Source organism: Enterobacter cloacae complex sp. 2021EL-01169, assembly GCF_020733125.1.
Taxonomy (GTDB): domain Bacteria; phylum Pseudomonadota; class Gammaproteobacteria; order Enterobacterales; family Enterobacteriaceae; genus Enterobacter; species Enterobacter roggenkampii.
In genome coordinates this window covers 926263-951220 of record NZ_JAJFTC010000001.1, presented here as the reverse complement: position 1 = coordinate 951220, position 24958 = coordinate 926263, and the positions used below count along the sequence as shown (strand labels likewise).

Sequence of the window (24958 nt, the reverse complement as noted above, 5' to 3'; positions counted from 1 at the left end):
ATTTACCTTTTCAACCTTATCTCACCCCTGTAAAACCCGACAGCGATTTTCGACAATAGCGTCATTAATCAGGAGGTGGATGATGCGTGATTTCCATAAAGGCGTGTGGCAAATGAGCCTGGCGATGTTAATTTCCGGCTCTATCGGCGCGTTTGTTTTGATCTCCGGTCTGCCGGTGACGGAAGTGGTGTTCTGGCGCTGTCTTATCGGGGCTATGGCGCTTTTTATTTTTATCCGGGCAAGTCAAAAGCCCTTCAGCCCCCTCACCCGCACCACGCTGCTGCTGGCTATTCTTGGCGGCGTGGCGCTCGTGGTGAACTGGCTGCTGCTCTTCGCGGCCTATGAGCGTATCTCAATTGGTCTTTCAACCGTGGTCTATAACACCCAGCCTTTTATGCTGGTCTTGATGGGGATGTTTCTGGGCGAACGCGTCAGCCTGGTGAAATGGGGCTGGCTATTCCTCGCCTTTGGCGGCGTGGTGATCCTGCTCTCCAGCGAGCTGACCGGCGAGCATAGCAGCGAATGGCTCACCGGAATAGGTTTGGCCATGGCCGCGGCCTTCTTCTACGCGCTGACGGCAATCATTGCGCGCAAACTGAAAACAATCGCACCGCAGCATATTGCCTTTATCCAGGTGCTGACCGGCGTCGTGATGCTTTTGCCGTTTGCCAGACTGCCGTCATTTTCCGGTGATTTCCCCTGGCCGATGCTGCTGACGCTCGGCATTGTCCATACCGGCATTATGTACCAGCTGCTCTACAGCGCAATTCAGAAGCTGCCTACGCCCATCACCGGCTCCCTGTCGTTTATCTATCCGGTGGTGGCAATTGTTGTCGATAATCTGGTGTTCGGACACGCGCTTAACCTGACGCAGCTGGCGGGCGGCGCGCTGATCCTGTTTGCTGCCGCAGGCAACAACCTGGGCTGGGGTGAAAAAAAACCCCGCGAGTGCGGGGTTAGTATCAAAACGGCGAATTAGCGACGGGCGCGTACAATCTGGTATTTGCGCGTCAGGTACTCCACCGGCGCGCTCCAGATGTGGACCAGGCGGGAGAACGGGAACAGCACAAACAGCGTCATCCCCAGCACCAGGTGAACGCGGAAGATAAACGCCACGCCGTCCAGGTGCTCAGATGCTCCGCCGTGGAAGGTCACCACGGACTGCGCCCAGCCGACCAGCTTCATCATTTCGCTTCCGTCCATATGCTGCGCCGAGAACGGAATGGTCAGCAGACCCAGCGCGCACTGTACCATCAGCAGGGAGAGGATCAGGATATCCGCTGCGGTTGTGGTGGCACGCACGCGCGGGCTGAACAGACGACGCTTGAGCAGCAGCAGGCCGCCAACAAGGGTCATCACGCCGCAGGCACCGCCCGCGATCATCGCCATCTTCTGCTTCACCTCAATCGGCAGCCACGCTTCATACATCCAGTGCGGCGTCAGCATCCCGAGGAAGTGACCGGCAAAAATGCCCAGAATCCCGATGTGGAACAGGTTAGACGCGACGTGCATCCCCTTGCGGTCCAGCATCTGGCTGGAGGCGGCACGCCAGGTGTACTGGCCATAATCGTAACGCAGCCAGCTTCCCACCAGGAACACGGTGCCCGCGATATACGGGTAAATGTCAAAGAAGAACATATTCAGGAAGTGCATTAGTGCCGTCCTCCGTTAGAGATATTCAAATATTGCGGGGCAACCGCGCCGGCAAAACGGCGCTGGTGAGCAGCGATTTCAGACTCGCCGCAGTTCTGGTCAGCAAAGAATTTGACCTGCTCTTCTTCCCAGACCGCATCCAGCGCCTGTGGCGTATCGTCACGGGCCTCATCGGCGATTTTCTCCGCCACTTTTTCACTGTCGACAGAGGCGTTGGCGAGCTTCACCAGCAGATCGAACAGCACCGCGTAGCGGCTCTCACGCTGCTGAAGACGCGCGCCGAGCAGCGCCAGGATCGGCGCGATGTCCTGCAGACCGCCCAGCGCCTCTTCTTTTGGCAGCTGCGCCAGATATTCCAGATAGAGCGGCAGGTGATCCGGCAGCTCGCGGCTGTCGAGCTGCAGGCCGTGCTGCTCGTACTGTGCCATCAGGTCAACCATCGCCTGACCGCGGTCGCGGGATTCACCGTGAACGTGTTCGAACAGCAGCAGCGAGGTCGCACGCCCCCGGTCAAACAGCTGACTGTAGTCCGCCTGCGCATCAAGAAGATCGCGCGCCAGCAGGTCACGGAGGAAAACGCCCAGCTTCTGGGCATCTTCTTTATCCAGGTTTTCAGATGCCGCAAGCGCATCAAAAAGTTCCTGCTGGTGCTGCGCCAGCGCAGCATCCGGGTACTCGAGCAGACGCGAAACAATGACGAGTTCAATCATGAGTGCGGCTCCGTTTTACTGGTCACATCCATGGCGTCGATGCGGCGGCTGTTGAACAGATTGAATTTGCTGTCTGACCCGTGGCAGCCGTCGCCAAAGGTAAAGCCACAGCCGTTTTTCTCCGGGAAGGCCTCGCGGGCCAGCTCACGGTGGCTGCTCGGCACCACGAAACGGTCTTCGTAGTTGGCAATCGCCAGATAGCGGTACATTTCCTGCGCCTGCGCTTCGGTCAGACCGACCTCTTCCAGCGCGCGGGTGTCGGTTACGCCGTCCACGGTTTCGGCACGCTTGAAGTGGCGCATCGCCAGCATACGCTTCAGCGCCAGCAGTACGGGCTGGGTATCCCCTGCGGTCAGCAGGTTGGCCAGGTACTGAACCGGAATACGCAGGCTCTCCACGTCCGGCAGAATGCCGTTGCTGCCCAGCTCACCCGCGTCAGCGGCAGACTGAATCGGCGACAGCGGCGGCACGTACCAGACCATCGGCAGCGTGCGGTATTCCGGATGCAGCGGCAGGGCCAGCTTCCAGTCCATCGCCATTTTGTACACCGGAGACTGCTGCGCGGCGTCGATTACGCTCTGCGGAATGCCGTCCTTCAGCGCCTGCTCAATCACTTTCGGATCGTTCGGGTCGAGGAACACGTCCAGCTGACGCTGATACAGATCCTTCTCGTTCTCGGTGCTCGCGGCGTTTTCAATCGCGTCCGCGTCGTACAGCAGCACGCCGAGGTAGCGAATACGGCCTACGCAGCTCTCGGAGCAGACGGTCGGCATACCGGCTTCGATACGCGGGTAGCAGAAGATGCACTTCTCGGACTTACCGCTCTTCCAGTTGAAGTAGATCTTTTTGTACGGGCAGCCGGTGATGCACATGCGCCAGCCGCGGCACTTGTCCTGGTCGATCAGCACGATGCCGTCTTCTTCACGCTTGTAGATGGCGCCGCTCGGGCAGGTCGCCACGCACGCCGGGTTAAGGCAGTGCTCGCACAGGCGCGGCAGATACATCATGAAGGTGTTTTCGAACTGGCCGTACATCGCCTTCTGCATGTTCTCGAAGTTCTGGTCTTTGGCGCGTTTTTCGAACTCGCCGCCCAGAATCTCCTCCCAGTTTGGACCGCTGGTAATTTTGTCCATGCGCTGACCGGTGATCAGCGAGCGGGGACGGGCGATCGGCTGGTGTTTACCTTCCGGCGCGTTGTGCAGATTCTGGTAGTCGTAGTCAAACGGCTCGTAGTAATCCTCGATGCCCGGCAGGTGCGGGTTAGCAAAGATTTTTCCCAGAAGCCAAGCGCGGTTACCCATGCGCGGCTGCAGCTTGCCGTTGATTTTGCGGATCCAGCCGCCCTTCCACTTCTCCTGGTTTTCCCAGTCGGTCGGGAAGCCGGTGCCCGGCTTGCTTTCCACGTTGTTGAACCAGGCGTATTCCATACCTTCGCGACTGGTCCAGACGTTTTTACAGGTGACCGAGCAGGTATGGCAGCCGATGCATTTATCCAGATTCAGCACCATGCCGACTTGTGAACGAATTTTCATTTTACGCTCTCCTGTACCTGGTCATTACCTTCGCCGTCTAACCAGTTAATATTCTTCATCTTACGTACCACCACGAACTCATCGCGGTTCGATCCTACGGTGCCGTAGTAGTTAAAGCCGTAGGCCAGCTGCGCATAGCCACCGATCATGTGGGTCGGCTTCGGCGTAATGCGGGTCACGGAGTTGTGGATCCCGCCGCGCTGCTCGGTGATCTCTGACCCCGGCAGGTTCACGATACGTTCCTGCGCGTGGTACATCATGGTCATCCCGGCCGGTACGCGCTGGCTCACCACCGCACGCGCCGTCAGGGCACCGTTGCTGTTGAACACTTCGATCCAGTCGTTATCTTCAATACCCAGATCTTTGGCGTCCGTTTCGCTCATCCAGACAATCGGACCGCCGCGCGACAGGGTCAGCATCAGCAGGTTGTCGCTGTAGGTGGAGTGGATACCCCACTTCTGGTGCGGCGTCAGGAAGTTCAGCGCCTTCTCCGGGTTACCGTTCGATTTCGCGCCCATCACCGCTTTCACGGAGCGGGTGTCGATAGGCGGACGGTACACCAGCAGGCTTTCACCGAAGTCGCGCATCCACTGGTGGTCCTGATACAGCGACTGGCGGCCGGACAGGGTGCGCCATGGGATCAGCTCGTGAACGTTGGTGTAGCCCGCGTTATAGGACACATGCTCGTCTTCCAGACCTGACCAGGTCGGGCTGGAGATAATCTTGCGCGGCTGGGCCTGAATATCGCGGAAGCGGATTTTCTCTTCCTCTTTATTCGTCGCCAGGTGCGTATGGTCGCGACCGGTGAACGCGCTCAGCGCCGCCCAGGCCTTCACCGCGACGTGACCGTTGGTTTCCGGTGCCAGGGTCAGGATCATCTCTGCCGCATCAATCGCCGTGTTCAGCATGGGCTGGCCTTTCGCCGGGCCGTCCGCTTTGGTGTAGTTGAGCTTGCGCAGCAGGTCCATTTCGCTCTGGGTGTTCCAGGCGATCCCTTTCCCGCCGTTACCGATCTTCTCCATCAGCGGGCCGATAGAGGTAAAGCGCTCGTAGGTTGCCGGGTAGTCACGTTCAACCGGAATGATGTGCGGTGCGGTCACGCCCGGGATCAGATCGCATTCGCCTTTTTTCCAGTCCTTCACGTCCAGCGGCTGCGCCAGTTCGGCGGCAGAGTCGTGCTGGATAGGCAGCGTTACCACGTCGGTCTCTTTGCCGAGGTGCCCCACGCAGACTTCGGAGAAGGTCTTCGCGATGTCTTTGTAGATTTCCCAGTCGCTTTTTGATTCCCACGCCGGGTCAACGGCCGCAGACAGCGGATGAATAAACGGATGCATATCCGAGGTATTCATGTCGTCTTTTTCGTACCAGGTGGCGGTAGGCAGCACGATGTCGGAGTACAGGCAGGTGCTGGACAGACGGAAGTCGAGGGTCACCACCAGATCCAGCTTGCCGTCGAGACCGTTGTCTTTCCACTCCACCTCTTCCGGCTTCACGCCGCCCTGCTTGCCGAGATCTTTCCCCTGGATACCGTTTTCGGTACCGAGCAGGTACTTCAGCATGTACTCGTGGCCTTTACCGGACGAGCCCAGCAGGTTGGAGCGCCAGATGAACAGGTTACGCGGGTGGTTTTTACCGTTTTCCGGCTGTTCTGCCGCAAAGCGGATTGAGCCATCCTTCAGGGATTGCACGGTGTAATCCACCGGTGACATGCCCGCTTTCTTCGCCGCTTCCGCAATGCGCAGCGGGTTCGTGCCCAGCTGCGGCGCCGACGGCAGCCAGCCCATGCGCTCGGCGCGCACGTTGAAGTCAATCAGATGGCCGCTGTAGCGGGATTTATCCGCCATCGGCGACAGCAGCTCCTGCGCGGTGACCGTCTCGTAGCGCCACTGGCTGGAGTGGTTATAGAAGTAGGAGGTGCTGTTCATGTGGCGTGCCGGACGCTGCCAGTCAAGGGCAAACGCCAGCGGCTGCCAGCCGGTCTGCGGACGCAGTTTTTCCTGGCCCACGTAGTGCGCCCAGCCGCCGCCGCTCTGCCCGACGCAGCCGCAGAAGATCAGCATGTTGATCAGGCCGCGATAGTTCATATCGAGGTGGTACCAGTGGTTCAGACCGGCACCCACGATGATCATGGAACGACCGTGAGTCTTGTCGGCGTTTTCCGCAAACTCTCGGGCGATACGCACGATCTGCGCGCGTGGAACGCCGGTGATCTGCTCCGCCCATGCCGGGGTATAAGCCTTCACGTCGTCATAGCCGGTTGCGCAGTTTTCATCACCCAGACCGCGTTCCAGGCCGTAGTTCGCCATGGTCAGGTCATAGACGGTGGTGACCAGCGCGGTAGTCCCGTCGGCCAGCTGCAGGCGTTTCACCGGCAGCTTGTGCATCAGCACGTTTTTCAGCTCAACCTTGTTGAAGTGCTCGGAACCTTCGCCGCCAAAGTACGGGAAGCCCACCTCAGCGATCTCGTCCTGGCTACCCAGCATGCTCAGACGCAGTTCCGTCTCTTCACCGGTCGTGCCGTTACGCTGCTCAAGGTTCCACTTGCCCTTCTCGCCCCAGCGGAAGCCGATAGAGCCGTTTGGCGCCACCAGCTCGCCGTTGCTGTTATAGGCAACGGTTTTCCACTCTGGGTTATTTTCCTGGCCCAGCGCGTCCACCAGATCGGCGGCGCGCAGCGTACGGCCTGCTGCGTAGTAGCCGTCACGCTCTTCGAGCATCACCAGCATCGGCATGTCGGTGTAGCGACGGACGTAGTCGGTGAAGTACTGGCTTGGTTTATCCAGGTGGAACTCGCGCAGCATGACGTGGCCCATCGCCATCGCCATCGCGGCATCGGTACCCTGTTTCGGTGCCAGCCACAGGTCGCACAGCTTGGCGATTTCGGCGTAGTCCGGGGTGACCGCCACGGTTTTGGTGCCTTTGTAACGGACTTCGGTAAAGAAGTGCGCGTCCGGCGTACGGGTCTGCGGCACGTTTGAGCCCCAGGCGATGATGTAGCTGGAGTTGTACCAGTCGGCGGACTCCGGCACGTCGGTCTGTTCGCCCCAGGTCTGTGGAGACGCCGGCGGCAGGTCGCAGTACCAGTCGTAGAAGCTCAGGCAGGTACCGCCGATTAAGGAGAGATAGCGCGCGCCGGAAGCGTAAGAGACCATCGACATCGCCGGGATTGGCGAGAAGCCTGCCACGCGGTCAGGACCGTAGGTTTTCACGGTGTAGACGTTGGAGGCCGCAATCAGCTCGTTCACCTCTTTCCAGGAAGAGCGAACGAAACCACCGCGACCGCGCGCCTGCTTGAAGCTTTTCGCTTTGTCGGCGTCCTCGATGATGGATGCCCACGCATCAACCGGATCGCTGTGCTGCACTTTCGCTTCACGCCACATTTTCATCAGGCGTTTACGCATCAGCGGGTATTTGAGACGGTTGGCGCTGTAGAGATACCAGGAGTAGCTGGCGCCGCGCGGGCAGCCGCGCGGTTCATGGTTCGGCATATCCGGACGGGTACGCGGATAGTCGGTCTGCTGCATTTCCCAGGTCACCAGACCGTTTTTAACGAAAATCTTCCAGCTACATGAGCCAGTGCAGTTTACGCCGTGGGTAGAACGGACGACTTTGTCATGCTGCCAGCGCTGGCGGTAACCGTCTTCCCAGTCCCGGTTGGTATCCAGAACCTGGCCGTGCCCATCGGCAAACGTTTCGCCCTTCTGCTTGAAGTAGCGAAACCGGTCCAAAAACTTGCTCATCGGGTATCTCCTGTATGGAGCCTGTGGCTCTCTAAATCGACATTGCTGATTTGCAGCGAAGGTAACGCCCTGAAAGAGAGGGAGAATTGATAACGATCAAGACGACGAGGGACTTTCAGGCGAGGGATTACACCAAATACCACCAAAGCGGTATCTTTATAAATTTCATATCTATATGAAATATAAGATTATTTCAATTTCATCCTACAAAAGACCAGGCAAAATTTAACATCTCAGGTATTAAGGGGTAGAGCGCCCTGGAAAGCGATGGCGATCACAGTGTTGCCTGCGGATTTCCTTAGCAGGGCTTTCAGTATGTTGTAACTATTTTGGCCCAAAAAAAACGCGGCCCGAAGGCCGCGTAAACGGATAATCACACTTACTTATTTTTTTTGGTATTACGGCCATATACCAGCCACGTAATCACAACGCAGGCGATATAGAAGATGAGGAAGACCTTCATTGCACCCGCCGGAGAGCCGGTCAGATCCAGTGAGATGCCGAACGCTTTCGGAATAAAGAAGCCGCCAATTGCGCCAATCGCAGAGATAAAGCCCAGTGCTGCAGCCGTATCCGTTGCCGCTTCACGCATCGCCTGCTCTTCGCTTCCGCCCTGCGCCTTCACGCGGTCCATCGTCAGCTTGCGGAAGATCACGGAGATCATCTGGAAGGTAGACGCACTCCCCAGCCCGGCCGTCAGGAACAGCACCATAAACACGCCGAAGAAGGCGATGAAGCTCCCGCCCTGTCCGTCAGCAGGCAGCGTCAGGAACAGCAGCGCACAGAAGACTGCCATCACGACGAAGTTAACCAGCGTCACGCGGGTCCCGCCCAGACGGTCGGATACCATGCCGCCAAGCGAACGCGCCAGGGCGCCAATAAACGGGCCGAAGAAGGCGAATTGCAGGATCTGCACGTCCGGGAACTGCGTTTTCGACAGCATCGCGAAGCCCGCCGAGAAGCCGATAAACGAACCGAAGGTCGCCAGATACAGCAGCGCCATCACCCAGAGGTGTCCACGCTTCAGCACCGGCAGCTGTTCGCTCAGCGACGCCTTCGACGCGGACAGGTCATTCATAAAGAACCAGGCTGCAAGGGTGAAGACCACGAGGAACGGCACCCAGATCCAGGCTGCGTTTTGCAGATAGAGGGAAGAACCATCCGCCTGCTCAACGCCACCGCCGCCAAAGGCTGCAAAAATGGAGACCGAGATCGCCAGGGGAGCGATCAGCTGCATCACGCTCACGCCCATATTGCCCAGACCGCCGTTAATACCCAGCGCGCCGCCCTGCTTCGCTTTCGGGAAGAAGAAGCTGATGTTCGCCATGCTGGAGGCGAAGTTCGCCCCGGCAAAGCCGCACAGCAGGGAGATAATCACGAACACGCTGAACGGCGTTGAGGTATCCTGCACCGCGAAGCCGAGCCACACGCAAGGGACGATCATGATGCCCGTACTGAACGCCGTCCAGCGACGGCCGCCGAAGACCGGCACCATAAACGCGTAAGGGACGCGCAGCAGAGCGCCTGACAGCGACGGCAGCGCGGTCAGCATAAACAGCTGATCGGTTGTGAACGTAAACCCGACTTTGGGCAGGTTTACCGCCACCGCGCTAAACAACATCCAGACGCAAAACGCTAACAACAAGCACGGCACGGAAATCCACAGATTCCGGCTTGCTACACGATGGCCGCGCTGTTGCCAGAACGCCGGATCCTCTGGACGCCAGTCAGTAATAACGGCACCATTTTCCCTTTCGGGAGCGGATGAGTGACTCATAGACACCTCTGATTCTCGAATGATGCTGCAAACATTAGGGTTTTAGGGCGGCGGTAAGTTGATATAAATCAAAGGAAAAGTGGGAGGATTTGCGGCGTAAAATAAGGCCTCACCCTTAGTGAGTAGGCTAATTCGGTAAAAAAGACGTGGTTTTTCACGGTACTGACGGTTCCCTGCAGCGCCCACCTCTTCCCTTCCCCCCTACTCCGTTGGCAATTTAGGGGTAATCCTTTATTGGTATGGGTATACTCCAGGGTATGCACCAGAATAGCGCCATTCCTGCAAGCAGGCCACGTCAGGAGCACGCCCACTCTATGTTAAAAAGATGCTTATCTCCACTAACGCTCGTGAATCAGCTCGCCCTGATTGTTTTGCTGTCCACCGCCATCGGCGTGACCGGCATGGCGATCTCCGGCTGGCTGGTACAAGGGGTACAGGGTAATGCGCATGCCATCAACGAGGCAGGCTCGCTACGCATGCAGAGTTACCGTCTGCTGGCGGCGGTTCCGCTGACGCAGGACGATCGGCCTTTAATCGATGAAATGGAGCGCACGGCATTCAGCCCCGAGCTGGAAAATGCCGCCATCCGTGCCGGTCAGCAATCCCAGTTGAAAGCCCTTCAGGGGTACTGGCACACCCAGCTGCAGCCAGGCCTGAAACAGGCGCGCAGTACAGAAGCCGTTGCCCAGGACGTGGCGGGGTTTGTCTCCCGCATTGACGCGCTGGTCTCCGCGTTCGACCAGACGACCGAATTACGCATCGACCGGGTGGTGATGGTGCACCGGGCCATGGCGCTGTTTATGGGGCTGCTGCTGATCTTCACCATCGTCTGGCTCCGCGCGCGTCTGCTGAATCCCTGGAAACAGCTGCTGGCGATGGCCCGCGCGGTCACCGCACGCGATTTTACCCAGCGCACGCACATTAGCGGGCGCAACGAGATGGCCATGCTCGGCCAGGCACTCAATACCATGTCGGCCGAGCTCTCCGAGAGCTACGCGGTGCTGGAGCAGCGCGTACAGGAAAAAACGGCCGGGCTGGAGCAGAAAAACGAGATCCTCTCTTTCCTCTGGCAGGCCAACCGTCGCTTGCACATGCAGGTGCCGCTATGCGAGCGCCTCTCTCCGGTGCTGAATGGCCTGCAAACGCTGACCCTGCTGCGCGATCTGGAGCTGCGGGTCTACGATGTGGAAGACGAAGAGAACCACCAGGAATTTACCTGTCAGTCCGATATGTCCTGCGATGACAAAGGCTGCCATCTTTGCCCTCGCGGCCTGCCGCCGCTGACCTCCGGCGGCACGACCCTGAAGTGGCGCCTGACGGACAGCCACACTCAGTACGGCATTCTGCTGGCCACCCTGCCAACCGGACGCCACCTGAGCCACGACCAGCAGCAGCTGGTGGATACGCTGGTTGAACAGCTGACGGCCACGCTGGCGCTCGACAGGCATCAGGAAAAACAGCAGCAGCTGATCGTCATGGAAGAGCGCGCGACCATCGCCCGCGAGCTGCACGACTCCATCGCCCAGTCGCTTTCCTGTATGAAAATGCAGGTGAGCTGCCTGCAGATGCAGGATGCGGAGATGCCCGACAGCAACAAGCAGCTGCTCAGCCAGATCCGCAACGAGCTGAACACCTCCTGGGTGCAGCTGCGCGAGCTGCTGACCACCTTCCGTCTGCAGCTGACCGAGCCGGGCCTGCGCCCGGCGCTGGAATCCAGCTGTCACGAATTTAGCGCCCGGCTGGGGTTCCCGGTGAAGCTGGATTACCAGCTGCCGCCGCGCTTTGTCCCCTCCCATCAGGCCATACATTTACTGCAGATCGCCCGCGAAGCGCTGAGCAACGTGCTTAAACACGCTGAAGCAACGGCGGTCACGGTCACCGTCAGCCAGCACGACAATCAGGTGAAACTGACGGTTCACGATAACGGCCGCGGCGTGCCGGAAAATGCCGAACGCACTAACCACTATGGTTTAATCATTATGCGAGACCGCGCCCAAAGCCTGCGCGGTGATTGCCAGGTTCGCCGGAGAGAGACGGGCGGCACGGAAGTTGTCGTCACCTTTATTCCCGAGAAACCGCTTACAACTGCTCAAGGAGATACCCATGACTAATCAGGAACCGGCATCCATCCTGTTGATCGACGACCATCCGATGCTGCGTACTGGCGTGAAACAGCTGGTCAGCATGGCGCCCGATATCACCGTGGTGGGCGAAGCCAGCAACGGCGAACAGGGCATTGAGCTTGCCGAATCCCTCGATCCCGATCTGATCCTGCTCGATCTGAATATGCCGGGCATGAACGGACTGGAGACCCTCGACAAGCTGCGGGAAAAATCGCTTTCCGGACGCATCGTCGTCTTTAGCGTGTCGAACCATGAAGAGGATGTGGTCACGGCGCTGAAGCGCGGGGCGGATGGCTATCTGCTGAAAGACATGGAGCCGGAAGATCTGCTTAAGGCGCTGCAGCAGGCGGCGGCGGGCGAGATGGTATTGAGCGAAGCCTTAACGCCGGTGCTGGCCGCCAGCCTGCGCGCTAACCGCGCCACCTCTGACCGTGACGTCAGCCAGCTCACGCCGCGCGAGCGCGACATTCTCAAGCTCATTGCCCAGGGCCTGCCGAACAAAATGATCGCTCGCCGCCTGGACATCACCGAAAGCACGGTCAAAGTGCACGTGAAGCATATGCTGAAGAAAATGAAGTTAAAATCTCGCGTTGAAGCCGCCGTGTGGGTGCATCAGGAACGCATTTTCTAAGGATTACTCCTCCGGCAGCAGCTTCCAGCGCGGGTCGTCATCAGGCAATGCGACCAGCGGCTGCACCACAGCAAGCGTGATCTCATTGGACGAGACGCGCTGGCCTTTCTCATCTTCTACCACCGCCGAGAGGTGCCAGCGGTTTGTCACACCTTCCTGTTCATTCCAGGCAGGTATAATCACGCTCCAGCCGTCTGCGCTGTTACTTTTGGCCGGCGACGTCAGGCTCAATGCCTGCGTATCCCCCTGCCAGTGGATCTGACGGATGCCGTGCGTGCTGCGAACCTGCAGCTTCAGCATAACGGTCTCGCCCCCTTTCAGATCCCACGGCGGCGTGGCCAGCCAGACGGACAGCGTTTTACGCTGGCGGAACTCCATCACCGGCAGGCTAGTGCGCTCCGGTGAATCGTAGCGGCTGCCGCGCAGGGATCGCGTCGCGGCGACCTCATCGGCGGAAAGCTGCTTAGCCAGCGGCACGCCAAAGCGGTAGTTGAGCTTCAGCCCAAGGTTATTCTGGCTCTCGCCGCTTTCGCCCTGCTTGTGCCCGGCGGTCAACGTGACCAGCGGAACGGGGGTATAGTTAAGCCCCAGATTGACCGCAACCGGGTTGTGGTACCCGGTTCCACTGTTGAACAGGTCAACGTTATCGCCAAAGTACTGCTCAACGCTGACGCTGGTGTTCAGGTGATGAAACCACGGCAACCAGGCTTTAGCGGTCACGTCATATCCGCGCGCCATGCGCTGCTCCTGAACGTCAGATCGCGCGCGCCATCCGGCAAAGGGCTGATAGTAGTTCGCTGAGAGGCGCAGATTTTCCCCCCACGCTTCCGCTCCCAGCCCGGCACGCTGCAGGTTTTCATCCAGAAGATTATCGTAAAAGGTGTTGTAGCCCAGCAGCCATTTCCCGGCGACCCAGCGCTGACCGATTCCGGCGTTACTGACCAGGCCATCCGTCTGCTGCGTCAGGCCAAGCTGGCTCCAGCTGAGGTAACGGTTAGTATCATTCCACGGGATGAACCAGCTCCCGCTGCTGCCGTTAAATTTGCCGTCATTATCCAACAGCACGTTCACGCTGGCGTTTCCCCAGGGCGACAGCCAGGACTCAATCTGCTGGTTCACTTCCCCGCTTACCGCGTCGCGCACCTGACCAAAGGCAAACTGACGCGCCTGCTCGCCGGTCGTCAGCCCGTTGTCGGTCATGCTGGCTTCACCGAAGGCTTTCGCCATTTCGGCGAGGTGTTTCTCCCCTTCGCCCGTTGGCGCCGCCAGGCCGAGATCGGGCAGACTATCCCCATTATTATCAAAGGGGTGCTGCGCCTGATGCATAAAGGAATTCGGCGCACCGTGAACGGCTCCGGCCGTAAGAAGGGGGAGTAAAAACAGCAAACGAATGCGGGACGATACAGCCATCAACGTCGTCAATAAGAACCTGTGTTTATGAATAAACTCTTATTATGTTAACGCGATAAGCCCTGAAATGCAGTTCTGGCGGACATTTCAGGATTATCCTGAAACAGCCCTTTCAGCTCCGGCACGCAGGAACCACAGTTCGTACCACAGCGCAGCTTCGCCCCCAGCGCGGTGACGGAATCACACCCTCCGGCAATCGCCTCCCGTATCGCCTCTTCCCCGACGCTGAAACAGCTGCAGATAATGCGTCCCGGATCCATCGCCTTCCCGACGCTCTGCCCGTTCAACAGGGCGTGGCGTTCTGCGGGCAGCACGGGGGGTGAATGAAAAGCGGCTTCAATCACCGTATGCGCCAGCGCCGGTAACGCGGTACCTTCCCAGAAACCCAGCATAAGCTGGCCTTCATGCCAGGCCAGCACGCTGCTGCGTTCACCGGTCTGCGCAACCTGCAGCTGCCAGCCCCGGCCGCTGGCGTGTTCCATTACCCACGACAGCAGCGGTTTATCGCACGCCACCGTCAGGCGTGAAGCTTTACGCCACCAGTAAACCGAAGAGGGCATTTCCAGCCCTTCGCGGGCATAGAGTTCTCCCTGCCAGACGGGCTGCCAGGGCTGGATTCTGACGGCGGTTTGTTTACTCTCCGGCTGGCCCGAAACCGGATCGCAGCGCCCTTCCACCAGCGCATTCACCTTTCCCTGGCGGGCAAACGCAGCGTTCCAGTGCATCGGGGCAAAAGCGTTCCCTTCACGCTGGGCGTCGCTGATGCGCACTCTTGCTACCATGACGCCGCGCGGCGAACTGATGCGCGCCAGCTGGCCGTCGCACAGGGAAAACCGAACGGCGTCTGCGGGGCAAACCTCAACAAACGGTTCGGCGATATGCTGCATCAGTCTGGCCACATATCCTGTTCGCGTCATGGTATGCCACTGATCGCGGATGCGCCCCGAGTTGAGAATCAGCGGGTACAACGCGCTGACCGTCGCACCGTGCGACTGTGGGTCAACGGGAACAATGTTGCGGCACGGGAAATCCCCCCCAGGCCACTGCCAGGGTTCAAGCCGCTCCCACTCCTCACGGGTAAGCGTAGCCAGGTCATGAAGGTTTAACGCCCGCGCGCCGTCATTTTCAAAGGCCGTCAGCGCCGCATGCTCGCAAAAAATCTCGTGGGGATGCAGCCAGGCAAAGGCGTCGCCGTGCCCCAGCCGTTTCGCCACCTGCGCGACGATCCACCAGTCCGGCTTTGCCTCACCGGGCGCGGGCAGAAACGCGCGCTGGCGCGAAATGCGTCGCTCGGAATTGGTTACCGTGCCGTCCTTCTCTCCCCAGGCCAGCGCCGGAAAGCGAATATGGGCAAACCGGCTTGTGTCGGTATCATTCATCACCTCAGAGACAATGACCAGCGGGCAGCGCCCCAGCGCCTGACACACCGCGTGGCTGTCCGGCAGCGAGACGGCAGGATTGGTGCCCATGATCCACACCGCCTTCACCTCACCGCGGGCAATGGCGTCAAACAGCTCCACCGCCATCAAGCCCGGCGTCTGCGCAAGCCGTTCCGTTCCCCAGAAACGCGCCACCCGAGAAATATCGTCCGGCTCGAAGTTCATGTGCGCCGCCAGCTGGTTTGCCAGCCCGCCCACCTCTCTTCCGCCCATCGCGTTTGGCTGTCCGGTCAGCGAAAATGGGCCGCAGCCCGGACGGTTAAATTTCCCGCTGGCAAGGTGCACGTTAATGATGGCGCTGCACTTGTCGCTGCCGCTGGAGGACTGGTTGATTCCCATGGTGTAGAGGGTGATGGCCCGGGGGGCCGTCATAAACCAGTCGTAAAACGTACCGATATCCTGCGGCGAGAGGCCGCAAAACGCCGCCACGCGGGATATCGGCCACGCGTCCGTTCCCTGAATGACATTAAGCAGACCGACGAACAGCCCGGCGTCGCTGCCGGGAGTGAGCGCCAGATGCAGGTCAGCAATATCACAGGAGGCGGTTCTGCGCGGATCGATGACCACCACTTTCATCTCCGGATTGTTGTGCTTTGCCTGTACCAGGCGCTGATACAGCACCGGATGCGTCCAGGCCGCGTTTGAGCCCACCAGCACCACCAGATCGCTGTTTTCCACATCCTCGTAGCTGCACGGCACGACGTCTTCACCAAAGGCGCGCTTGTAGCCAACGACCGCCGATGACATGCAGAGCCGGGAGTTGGTATCAATGTTCGCCGCGCCGATAAACCCTTTCATCAGCTTATTGGCGGCGTAATAATCCTCGGTAAGCAATTGCCCGGACGCGTAAAACGCCACCGCCTGCGGCCCCCATTTGTCGATAATGTCCTGGAGGCGCTCGCCTGCGGCTCCCAGCGCCTGCGCCCAGGCCACCTCAGCACCGTCAACAACGGGGCGCAGCAATCGCCCCTGTAACCCCATTGTTTCCCCCAGGGCCGATCCTTTCACGCACAAGCGGCCAAAGTTCGCAGGATGGGTTTCATCCCCCCGAACGCTGACCGCTTCACCGTCCACGCGGGCGACCACGCCGCAGCCGACCCCGCAGTAGGGACACGTTGTCCGGGTTTCCGTCATGAGGCCTCCGCACGCATTACCAGGGCATCATTACCGACCCACACCTTGCCGTTCTCAATTTTGACCGGCCAGGCGCGCACCGCGGGTTCGCCGTTCTCCACCTGACAGCCGTCGCGCAGGCGGATACGCTGCTTGTAGAGCGGGGAAATTACCACCGGCTCCCCCGCCGCATCGCCAAGAATGCCGCGGGAAAGCACGTTCGCGCTGCTGCCAGGCTCCCGATCGTCGAGGGCGTAAACGGTTTTGCCAAAGCGGAACAGCGCGATCGGCTTACGCCCAAGCCGCGCGCCGATTCCCGCCTGCTCGGGGATATCGTCGATGCCGCAGATTTCCTGCCAGCGCTTGCTTTCATCAGACGGCGCGACGTTCACCGCGGTGCGGAACAGCGCCAGACGGTTCGGATCGTTAAGCGTGGTTTGCCATTCGCACTGGTAGGTTTCCACCACCCGGGCCATCTCCTGCTCCAGCTCGTGGGCGATGCCCAGGCTGTCGTTGAGGATCACCTCACGCAGGTAGTCGAGGCCGCCTTCCAGGTTGTCCATCCAGGTGCTGGTGCGCTGCAGGCGATCCGCCGTGCGGATGTAGAACATCAGGAAACGGTCTACGGTGCGGATCAGCGTGTCATCATCAAGATCGCTGGCGAAGAGATCCGCATGGCGCGGCTTCATGCCGCCGTTGCCGCACAGGTAGAGGTTCCACCCCTTATCGGTGGCAATCACCCCCACGTCTTTACTCTGCGCCTCGGCGCATTCGCGGGTACACCCTGAGACCGCCATTTTGATTTTGTGCGGTGCGCGCAGGCCTTTGTAGCGGTGCTCGAGCCTGACCGCGAGGCCGGTGGAGTCCTGCACGCCGTAGCGACACCAGGTCGACCCGACGCAGGATTTCACCGTGCGCAGGGATTTGCCGTAGGCGTGCCCGGTTTCAAATCCGGCTTCCACCAGCGCCTGCCAGATCTCCGGCAGCTGTTCCAGCGTGGCGCCAAACAGGTCGATACGCTGGCCGCCGGTGATTTTGCTGTACAGGCTGTAGCGTTTTGCAATCTGGCCGATGGCGATCAGCCCGTCTGCAGTCACTTCCCCCGCAGGCATGCGCGGCACGATGGAGTAAGTACCGTCCTTCTGGATATTGGCGAAGTAGCGGTCGTTGGTGTCCTGCAGCGGCAGGTGTGCCGGTTTCAGCAGATACTCGTTCCAGCAGGAGGCGAGCACTGACCCCACCAGTGGCTTACAAATTTCGCACCCGTGTCCCTGACCGTAGCGGCTAATGAGCTGGTCAAAGGTGCGGATATGGTTGACGCGCACGAGGTGGTAAATCTCCTGACGCGAGTACGGGAAGTGTTCGCAGATGTCCTTTTTCACCTCCACGCCCTGCGCCGCCAGCTGGAACTCCATCACCTGCTTCACCAGTGCGCTACATCCTCCGCAGCCGGTCGCCGCTTTGGTGCACTGCTTAATCGCGCCGATATCCGTTGCGCCCGCACTTACCGCCTGACAGATATCGCCTTTGCTGACGTTATGACACGAACAGATTTGTGCGCTTTCCGGCAGCGCTGCCACGCCGAGCGCTTTTGGCGCACTGCCTGACGACGCGGGTAATATCAGCGTTTCCGGCTCTTTTGGCAGGGCTATCCCGTTGAGCATCATCTGTACCAGCGTGGCGTATTCGCTGGCATCACCCACCAGCACGCCGCCGAGCAGCGTTTTGCCGTCGTGGCTGACCACGATTTTCTTGTAGATTTGCTGCGGGCCGTGCGTCCACTGGTAGCTCAGCGCCCCCGGCATGCGGCCGTGAGCGTCGCCGAACGAGGCCACGTCCACGCCCAGCAGCTTGAGTTTGGTGCTCATATCCGCGCCGGCGAAGGTTTTCTCCTCTCCCGCCAGCGCGGCGGCGGCCACCCTCGCCATCTGGTAGCCGGGCGCAACCAGCCCGAAGATTTTCCCTTCCCACAGGGCGCATTCACCAATGGCCAGCACGTCCGGATCGGAGGTCTGACAGCGGTCGTCAATGCCGATCCCGCCGCGTTCGCCGATAGCCAGCCCGCTGCTGCGCGCCAGCGCGTCCTGCGGACGAATGCCGGCAGAAAAGACCACCATGTCTGTTTCAAGCTGTTCGCCATCGGCAAAGCGCAGCACCAGGCCGCCGTCCGCGGCGGCGATCTCCGTCGTTGCTTTACTGGTATGCACACCGACGCCCAGCGCCTCGATTTTCTTGCGCAGCATCGCCGCGCCGTCGTTGTCGAGCTGGACCGCCATCAGATTGGGCGCAAACTCCACCACGTGAGTTTCCAGCCCGAGCTGCTTCAGGGCATTCGCCGCCTCCAGCCCCAGCAGCCCGCCGCCAATCACGACACCGCGGCGTGAGCCCGCCGCGTGCGCCGCAATCTTGTCCAGATCGTCAAGGGTGCGGTAGACAAAACAGCCCGGCAAATCGTTGCCCGGCAAGGGCGGCACGAACGGGTATGAGCCGGTCGCCAGCACCAGTTTATCCCAGTGGGTCTCATGCCCGCTGGCGCTACGCACCACGCGCGCGTCGCGATCGATAGCGACAATCTGCTGCGACAGGCGCAGCTCAATGCCGTTGTCGGCAAAGAAATCCCCCTCCACCAGCGAAAGCGACGCCGCGCTGCGGCCGCCAAAATATTCCGACAGATGCACGCGGTCGTAGGCGGCATAGCGCTCCTCGCCAAAGACAACGATCTGATACTGCTGATGCAGATTGCGGTTAACGCAGTCTTCGAGGAAATGATGGCCGACCATACCGTGCCCAACCACCACCAGAGTAGGTTTTGTCATAGCGTTCTGTCCTGCAACCTGCGGTTGCGTAGTGAAACGATCGAACAGCCAGTCCGCGTGCGCGGGCGCAGCCGTTGCCAGTAAATCGGTAAATGTCGCCGCGCTGCGGCAGTCCCCCATCAGCAGCACGCCAGCCAGCGCCCCCTGATGGATCAGTAAGCGACGATAGTGGCGGGTCAGCGGATCCCATGCGCTCCAGACCACATCGCCCTCCTGCTCTGCCGCGCGACCGAGGCTGAACAGCTCCACGCCGGTCACCTTGAGGCGCATGCCGTTGTCGGTCAGAACAAACGGCGCGGTGACGTCTCCGGCCAGCCGGGCGGCGAGGATATCCGCCTGCGCCAGACAGGGGGCGACCAGGCCAAACGTCTGGCCGTCAATTTCACAGCATTCGCCAATGGCGTAGACGTCCGGCGCGGAGGTTTGCATCTGGTGATCCACCACGATGCCGCGCGCGCAGCGAATGCCGCTGGCCTGCGCCAGCACGACGTTGGGCTGCACGCCCGTCGCCAGCACCACGCGCGCGGCGGTGACGCTGCGTCCGTTCAGCAGCGTCACGCTATTCCCGTCAATCGCCGCGATGCCTGATGCGAGCTCACAGCGCACGCCCCGCGCCGCCAGCGCCTCTTCCAGCAGCACGCCCGCCTTCTCATCCAGATGCCGCTCCATCAGCCACGGACCGCGATGAACAAGGGTGACGTTGTCCCCTGAGCGCGCCAGCGCTGCTGCCGTCTCAACCCCGAGCACGCCGCCGCCCAGCACTACCGCCGGACCGGCGATCGCCCGAATGGCCCGGATATCCTCCAGGGTACGGAATGTGAAGACATGCGGCGCATCGCAGCCGGGAATTGGCGGAACAAAGGGCGTTGATCCGGTGGCAAACACCAGCGCATCCCAGCCCAGCGTGCGGGCGGTGGTTTGCACTTCCCGCGTGTCCACATTCACGGCGAGCGCCTTTTCCCCCCGCAGCACCGTCACGCCCCGTTCCTGGTACCAGTCGTCATTCTGAAGACAGATCCCCGCCGCCGTTTTTTCACCGCCCAGCACCGGCGAAAGCTGGATGCGGTTATAGGCATGCTCCGGCTCGTCACCGATGACGGTAATAGTGAAACGATCGGCAGCACGCCCGGTGAGCGAGGCAATCAGCCGCGTGGCCGCCATGCCATTTCCGATAATGACCAGTCGCATCAACGCCCCCTCGCTACGCCGCTTTCGGCTGCTTTTCGTAGAGGAAATGCAGGATCTGCTGGCGCATGTGGTGATAGCGGCTGTCGTCGGCCAGCTGCACCCGGTTACGCGGGCGCGGCAGGTCAACGTGCAGGATCTCCCCGACGGTCGCCGCCGGGCCGTTGGTCATCATCAGCACGCGATCGGAGAGCAGCACCGCCTCGTCCACGTCGTGGGTAATCAGCACGATGGTGGTGTTCAGCGCCTGCTGGATCTGCATCACCGAGTCCTGCAGATGGGCGCGCGTCAGCGCATCCAGCGCGCCGAAGGGTTCATCCATCAGCAGGACTTTCGGCTTCATCGCCAGCGCGCGGGCAATCCCGACGCGCTGCTTCATGCCGCCGGAGATCTCCCCCGGGCGCTTGTGCAGGGCGTGCCCCATCTGCACGCGGTCGAGGTTGTGCTCAATCCACTCCCGGCGCTCCGCCTTGCTCATGCTGTGGCGAAACACGTGATCTACCGCCAGGGCCACGTTGTCGAAGCAGGTGAGCCACGGCAGCAGCGAATGGTTCTGGAATACCACCGCGCGCTCCGGACCCGGCCCGGCAATTTCGCGGTTGTCGCAAATCAGCCCGCCTTCCGTCGGCAGCGTGATCCCAGCGATAAGGTTCAGCAGCGTCGATTTACCGCAGCCGGAGTGCCCAATCAGGCTGACGGTTTCGCCCTCATGGATATCAAAGGAGACGTTCTGCAGCGCCAGAAATTCGCCGCTGGCGGTGGAAAAACGCTGGCTCACGGCCTGGACCTGGATTAATGGTTTCATGTTCGCTCCTTATTTTTCCTGCCAGCTAAAACGACGGGCGATCAGCATCAGCCCCTGCTCCAGCAGCAGCCCGACCACGCCAATGATGACGATGGCGATGAGAATGTTTTCGACGTTGAGGTTGTTCCACTCGTTCCAGATCCAGAAACCGATCCCTAAACCGCCGGTCAGCATCTCGGCGGCGACAATCACCAGCCAGGCGATGCCGATGGAGAGGCGCACCCCGGTCAGCACCGCGGGCAACACCGCCGGGAAGAGAATGCGGCGCATGATGGTCCACTCGGAAAGCTGCAGCACCCGGGCCACGTTGAGGTAGTCCTGCGGAATACGGCGCACGCCTTCGGCGGTGTTGATCACCATCGGCCAGATGGAGCAGATAAAAATGGTCCAGCTCGACGCGGGCTCCGCTTTCTGGAACAGCAGCAGGCCGATGGGCAGCCAGGCCAGCGGGCTAACCGGGCGTAACAGCGCGATCAGTGGGCCGAACATGCGCGAAAAAAAGGTGAAGCGGCCAATCAGGAAACCGAGCGGGATCCCGGCGAACGCGGCCAGGCCAAAGCCCACCGCCACGCGCTGTAATGAGGCGAGCACGTTCCAGCCGATGCCCATGTCGTTTGGCCCGTCGCGATAAAACGGATCGGCAAACAGGGTAATAGCGGAATCGAGCGTGCTGAGCGGCGTCGGGAAACCTTTGCTGTTAATCGCCGCCAGCTGCCAGAGCACCACCAGCAGTCCCAGCCCCAGAAAAGCCGGAATGATGCGCTGAAGGATCGCGTTAATCCGACGCGCAAACGTCGGCGTACGGCGGCGAACCTGCACCGGAGGCAGGACAATCACCTCTCCACTCTCCGGCGTCTCGTGTGATTTTGTCTTTTGCAGATGCTGCATAATCAGGCCCCTTTACGGTGAATGGCGAAACGGCTGGCGTATCCTTCCGGGTCGGTACCGTTCCAGACGGTGCCGTCCATCAATGTGCTGCTGCGTAGTGGTGAAGTCGGTGTGGTAATGCCCCCCACTGCCGTGGCGGCATCCTGCCAGACCGCCGTCTGGTTAATGCGTTGTGCGATGCCCGCGTAGTCCGGGGCGGCTTTGAGCAAGCCCCAGCGGCGGAACTGGGTTAAGAACCACATGCCGTCGGAGAGATACGGGTAGCTGACGGCCCCCTCGTTGAAGAAGCGGATCGGGTGCGCGTCCTGCCAGCGCTGGCCCAGGCCGTTGTCGTACTCGCCGAGCATGCGTCCGGTGAGATACTGCTCTTTGCAGTTGAGCCACGCCCGGCGGGAGAGGATCTGCGCGGTTTCGCGTTTGTTTTCCGGGGAGGCCTCAATCCAGCGCGCCGCCTCCAGCACTGCGCTCACCAGCGCCCGGGCGGTGTGCGGGTTTTTCTCCACCCAGTCGCGACGCGTCCCGAGGATTTTTTCCGGATGGTCGGCCCAGACAGACTGCGACGTGGCGGCGGTAAAACCGATGCGGTCGTTGATGGCACGCGCGTTCCACGGCTCGCCGACGCAAAAGCCGACCATGTTGCCAATGCGCATGTTCATCACCATCTGCGGCGGCGGCACCACCACCGTGCGCACGTCGTCAAAAGGGTGAATGCCCGCGCTGGCCAGCCAGTAGTAGAGCCACATGGCGTGCGTCCCGGTCGGGAAGGTGTGCGCGAAGGTAAAGGTGCCAGGCGCCTGCTGCCCAATCCGCTTTTTCAGCCCGTCAAGGTCACGAACGCCCTTCTCTGCCAGATCGCTGGAGAGCGTAATCGCCTGGCCGTTCTGGTTGAGGGTCATCAGGTTAGCCATCTGCTGTGGCTTGCCGGCGATGCCCAGCTCCAGTCCGTACAGCAGGCCGTAGAGAATGTGCGCGGCATCGAGTTCGCCCGCCACCAGCTTGTCGCGCACCGCCGCCCAGCTCGCCTCTTTGGTGGGCACGATGGTAATACCGTATTTTTTATCAAACCCTTTCAGCGCCGCGATAACCACCGGGGCACAGTCGGTCAGCGGGATAAACCCGATGCGCACTGTTTCCTGCTCCGGTTTATCCGAGCCTGCCGCCCATGCGGCCTGCATGACACCCGGCAACAGCATTGCACCACTCGCCAGCATGCTGGCCTGCAAAAAACGCCGTCTCGACAAATCCGCCATGACCACTCCTGAAAAAAAACCAAAAAAAAGCGCCCACGGTGCCGAAGCACCAGTGGACGCCTTTATCCCGAAGACGGATGCACCGCCGTTGGCGCATCGTCAAAAATGGTTAATCTGATAATGCAAAGTGAATGCCAGGTTTTAACACACTGTTTCTTGCGGCGCTTACCGTTATTCCCTCGCCTTTACGCACCGCAAACAGGCATAAAATGCCCACTGACCGTGCAGCTACTCCTTTGGTGTTACCTGCCATACACTCTTCACCATGAGCAGCGCGCGGGCGATATCCACCATCCTTTGATTCTTGTCCATCGCCATTTTGCGCAGCGCCGTCCAGGCCTGTTCCTCACTCATATTCTGGTGGGTCATCAGCACGCTCTTCGCTTTATCAATGATTTTGCGCTCTTCAAGCGTATCGCGCAGCGACGCAAGCTGACGTGAGAGCTGCTCTATCTCGCGCGCCTGCTGGCGAACCAGGGTAAGCAACGGTTTTTCCGGATAGCGGATCGGCGGGTCATCCTGTTCATCGCCGGGGAGCGCGTACTCATCGTCACGGTGAATGCATTCGTCCACCGCGACCATCAGATCGGCGATGATCGTCTCCTCCAGCGTGCGCAGATGCTCAAGGCGCGCGGTTTGCAGAGCAAACCAGGCCAGCGCCGTAAGGCCGTTATCGGCGGCGGGCTGGCGGGTACAGGCCACGCGCCGGAGCTGCTCCGTTTCACGATCGGGCTGACAGTGCATTGAAAAGGTGGTCTGAACGTCAGCGGCGCTGTGTGAGAGAAAGATCTCAAAGCAGGCCTGCTGCCCGTCAATGCGGTCAACCAGCCTCTGACGAGTCACATCATCGAAAAAACCCTGCGTGAAGCCAATCGCCCCCAGCGCCCGCTCCTGTCCCGCCAGTTCCTTGCCCTGCATCAGGCTATAAAGCGCGACAAAACGTCCTGCGATTTGCGGATCGTCAATGCTGTCATTAAGCTGCGGCACGATACTGAGCAGATGGCGAAGCATGCGGGAGTAGTGTTCCATCGCCTGGGGTGCCGTTACCGTCTGCTGAATCACACCGTCACGCAGCGCGGGAAGCGTCTCCAGGCTCAGGAGCGCGCCGCCGATGCGTTCACAGACGGCACTTCCCGGAATCGGCGACTGTGTTTCAAGAATGGCGTAAAGGGCTGCGAGGTTTTCATCCACCAGCGCCCGGCTGGCTTTGCATTCGGGAGCGTACAGCTTGCCCTGTGAGCAGAGCCAGACGTTGGACGCCCCGCGCTCGCACTGTAACATGTGCACCAGTTGGCTAATGCCGTGCACAAGCACGCCCAGCTGTGCCAGCTTGCTGAACTGCTCCTGGCGCATCATCTTTGCGCGCGTGAGCCATTCGGCAGCGCCTGGCGAAATGCCTGCCATTAATGTCATGCTTACTCTCCCGGACAGCGAAACTCCGGAGAATTAAGCAATATTCGTGCCTTTATAAGAACAGGAGTCAACATGCAGAAGATTGTGATCGTCGCCAACGGTGCGGCCTACGGCAGCGAATCCCTTTTCAACAGCCTGCGCCTGGCGATCGCGCTACGTGAAAAAGAGAGCGACCTGGCGTTACGCCTCTTTTTAATGTCGGACGCCGTCACCGCCGGGCTGAAGGGACAAAAGCCGGCCGAAGGCTATAACATTCAGCAGATGCTGGAGATCCTGACCGCACAAAACGTGCCGGTGAAGCTGTGCAAAACCTGCACCGACGGGCGCGGCATGACCGGACTGCCGCTGATTGATGGCGTAGAAATTGGTACGCTGGTTGAACTGGCCGAGTGGACGCTGTCCGCTGATAAAGTATTAACTTTTTAATAATAAACCCGTAAAAATATTATTTTCTTATGGACGCGGTTTCAGCA

At 60.2% G+C, this 24958-nt stretch carries 16 protein-coding genes; 4 read left to right on the top strand and 12 right to left on the bottom strand.

The window, feature by feature from the left end; all coding sequences use genetic code 11:
* Positions 1-82 precede the first annotated feature (82 nt).
* Positions 83-979, top strand: coding sequence for a DMT family transporter (locus LLF79_RS04365; RefSeq protein WP_150147294.1), 897 nt, complete (start codon positions 83-85; stop codon positions 977-979).
* Here LLF79_RS04365 and narI read toward each other — a convergent pair.
* The 5 genes from narI to LLF79_RS04340 form a co-directional block, all read right to left on the bottom strand.
* Positions 976-1653 carry a respiratory nitrate reductase subunit gamma gene (narI, locus tag LLF79_RS04360; protein WP_021240339.1) on the bottom strand — a complete coding sequence of 226 codons (678 nt, stop codon included), beginning with the start codon at positions 1651-1653 and terminating at the stop codon, positions 976-978. The genes LLF79_RS04365 and narI overlap by 4 nt on opposite strands.
* Positions 1653-2363 (bottom strand): nitrate reductase molybdenum cofactor assembly chaperone, encoded by a 711-nt coding sequence (narJ, locus tag LLF79_RS04355; protein WP_008503001.1) that lies wholly within the window; start codon positions 2361-2363, stop codon positions 1653-1655. The genes narI and narJ overlap by 1 nt, the downstream gene beginning before the upstream one ends.
* Positions 2360-3895: a nitrate reductase subunit beta gene (narH, locus tag LLF79_RS04350; protein WP_021240341.1), complete on the bottom strand. Its 1536-nt coding sequence runs from the start codon at positions 3893-3895 to the stop codon at positions 2360-2362. The genes narJ and narH overlap by 4 nt, the downstream gene beginning before the upstream one ends.
* The gene (locus LLF79_RS04345) at positions 3892-7635 is read right to left on the bottom strand and encodes a nitrate reductase subunit alpha (protein WP_063452809.1); all 3744 of its coding nucleotides are present in this window, start codon (positions 7633-7635) and stop codon (positions 3892-3894) included. The genes narH and LLF79_RS04345 overlap by 4 nt, the downstream gene beginning before the upstream one ends.
* 379 nt (positions 7636-8014) lie before the next feature.
* Positions 8015-9412, bottom strand: a complete 1398-nt coding sequence (locus LLF79_RS04340; protein WP_021240343.1) for a NarK family nitrate/nitrite MFS transporter — start codon at positions 9410-9412, stop codon at positions 8015-8017.
* A 314-nt stretch (positions 9413-9726) separates the two neighbouring features.
* On the opposite strand from LLF79_RS04340, the gene narX reads away from it, so the two are divergent.
* Positions 9727-11523, top strand: coding sequence for a nitrate/nitrite two-component system sensor histidine kinase NarX (gene narX, locus LLF79_RS04335; protein WP_023344355.1), 1797 nt, complete (start codon positions 9727-9729; stop codon positions 11521-11523).
* Positions 11516-12166, top strand: coding sequence for a two-component system response regulator NarL (gene narL, locus LLF79_RS04330; protein WP_008499531.1), 651 nt, complete (start codon positions 11516-11518; stop codon positions 12164-12166). The genes narX and narL overlap by 8 nt, the downstream gene beginning before the upstream one ends.
* A 3-nt stretch (positions 12167-12169) precedes the next feature.
* On the opposite strand, the gene LLF79_RS04325 is transcribed toward narL, so the two are convergent.
* From LLF79_RS04325 to nasR, 7 genes are all read right to left on the bottom strand, one after another.
* The gene (locus LLF79_RS04325; protein WP_227879131.1) at positions 12170-13576 is read right to left on the bottom strand and encodes a YchO/YchP family invasin; all 1407 of its coding nucleotides are present in this window, start codon (positions 13574-13576) and stop codon (positions 12170-12172) included.
* A 47-nt stretch (positions 13577-13623) separates the two neighbouring features.
* Positions 13624-16149 (bottom strand): nitrate reductase, encoded by a 2526-nt coding sequence (locus LLF79_RS04320; protein ID WP_227879130.1) that lies wholly within the window; start codon positions 16147-16149, stop codon positions 13624-13626.
* Positions 16146-20132 (bottom strand): nitrite reductase large subunit NirB, encoded by a 3987-nt coding sequence (nirB, locus tag LLF79_RS04315; RefSeq protein WP_227879129.1) that lies wholly within the window; start codon positions 20130-20132, stop codon positions 16146-16148. Before nirB ends, LLF79_RS04320 begins: the two co-directional genes overlap by 4 nt.
* A 13-nt stretch (positions 20133-20145) precedes the next feature.
* Positions 20146-20934, bottom strand: a complete 789-nt coding sequence (locus LLF79_RS04310; protein ID WP_021240347.1) for an ABC transporter ATP-binding protein — start codon at positions 20932-20934, stop codon at positions 20146-20148.
* A 9-nt stretch (positions 20935-20943) separates the two neighbouring features.
* Positions 20944-21822: a nitrate ABC transporter permease gene (gene ntrB, locus LLF79_RS04305; RefSeq protein WP_008499525.1), complete on the bottom strand. Its 879-nt coding sequence runs from the start codon at positions 21820-21822 to the stop codon at positions 20944-20946.
* Positions 21823-21824: 2 nt separating this feature from the next.
* Positions 21825-23072: a CmpA/NrtA family ABC transporter substrate-binding protein gene (locus LLF79_RS04300; RefSeq protein WP_045352329.1), complete on the bottom strand. Its 1248-nt coding sequence runs from the start codon at positions 23070-23072 to the stop codon at positions 21825-21827.
* A 228-nt stretch (positions 23073-23300) separates the two neighbouring features.
* On the bottom strand, positions 23301-24485 hold the full coding sequence (gene nasR, locus LLF79_RS04295) for a nitrate regulatory protein NasR (protein WP_227879128.1): 1185 nt from the start codon (positions 24483-24485) through the stop codon (positions 23301-23303).
* A gap of 72 nt (positions 24486-24557) precedes the next feature.
* On the opposite strand from nasR, the gene LLF79_RS04290 reads away from it, so the two are divergent.
* Entirely contained in the window at positions 24558-24911 is a 354-nt protein-coding gene (locus LLF79_RS04290) for a DsrE/DsrF/TusD sulfur relay family protein (protein WP_023292217.1), read from the top strand.
* Positions 24912-24958: the final 47 nt, after the last annotated feature.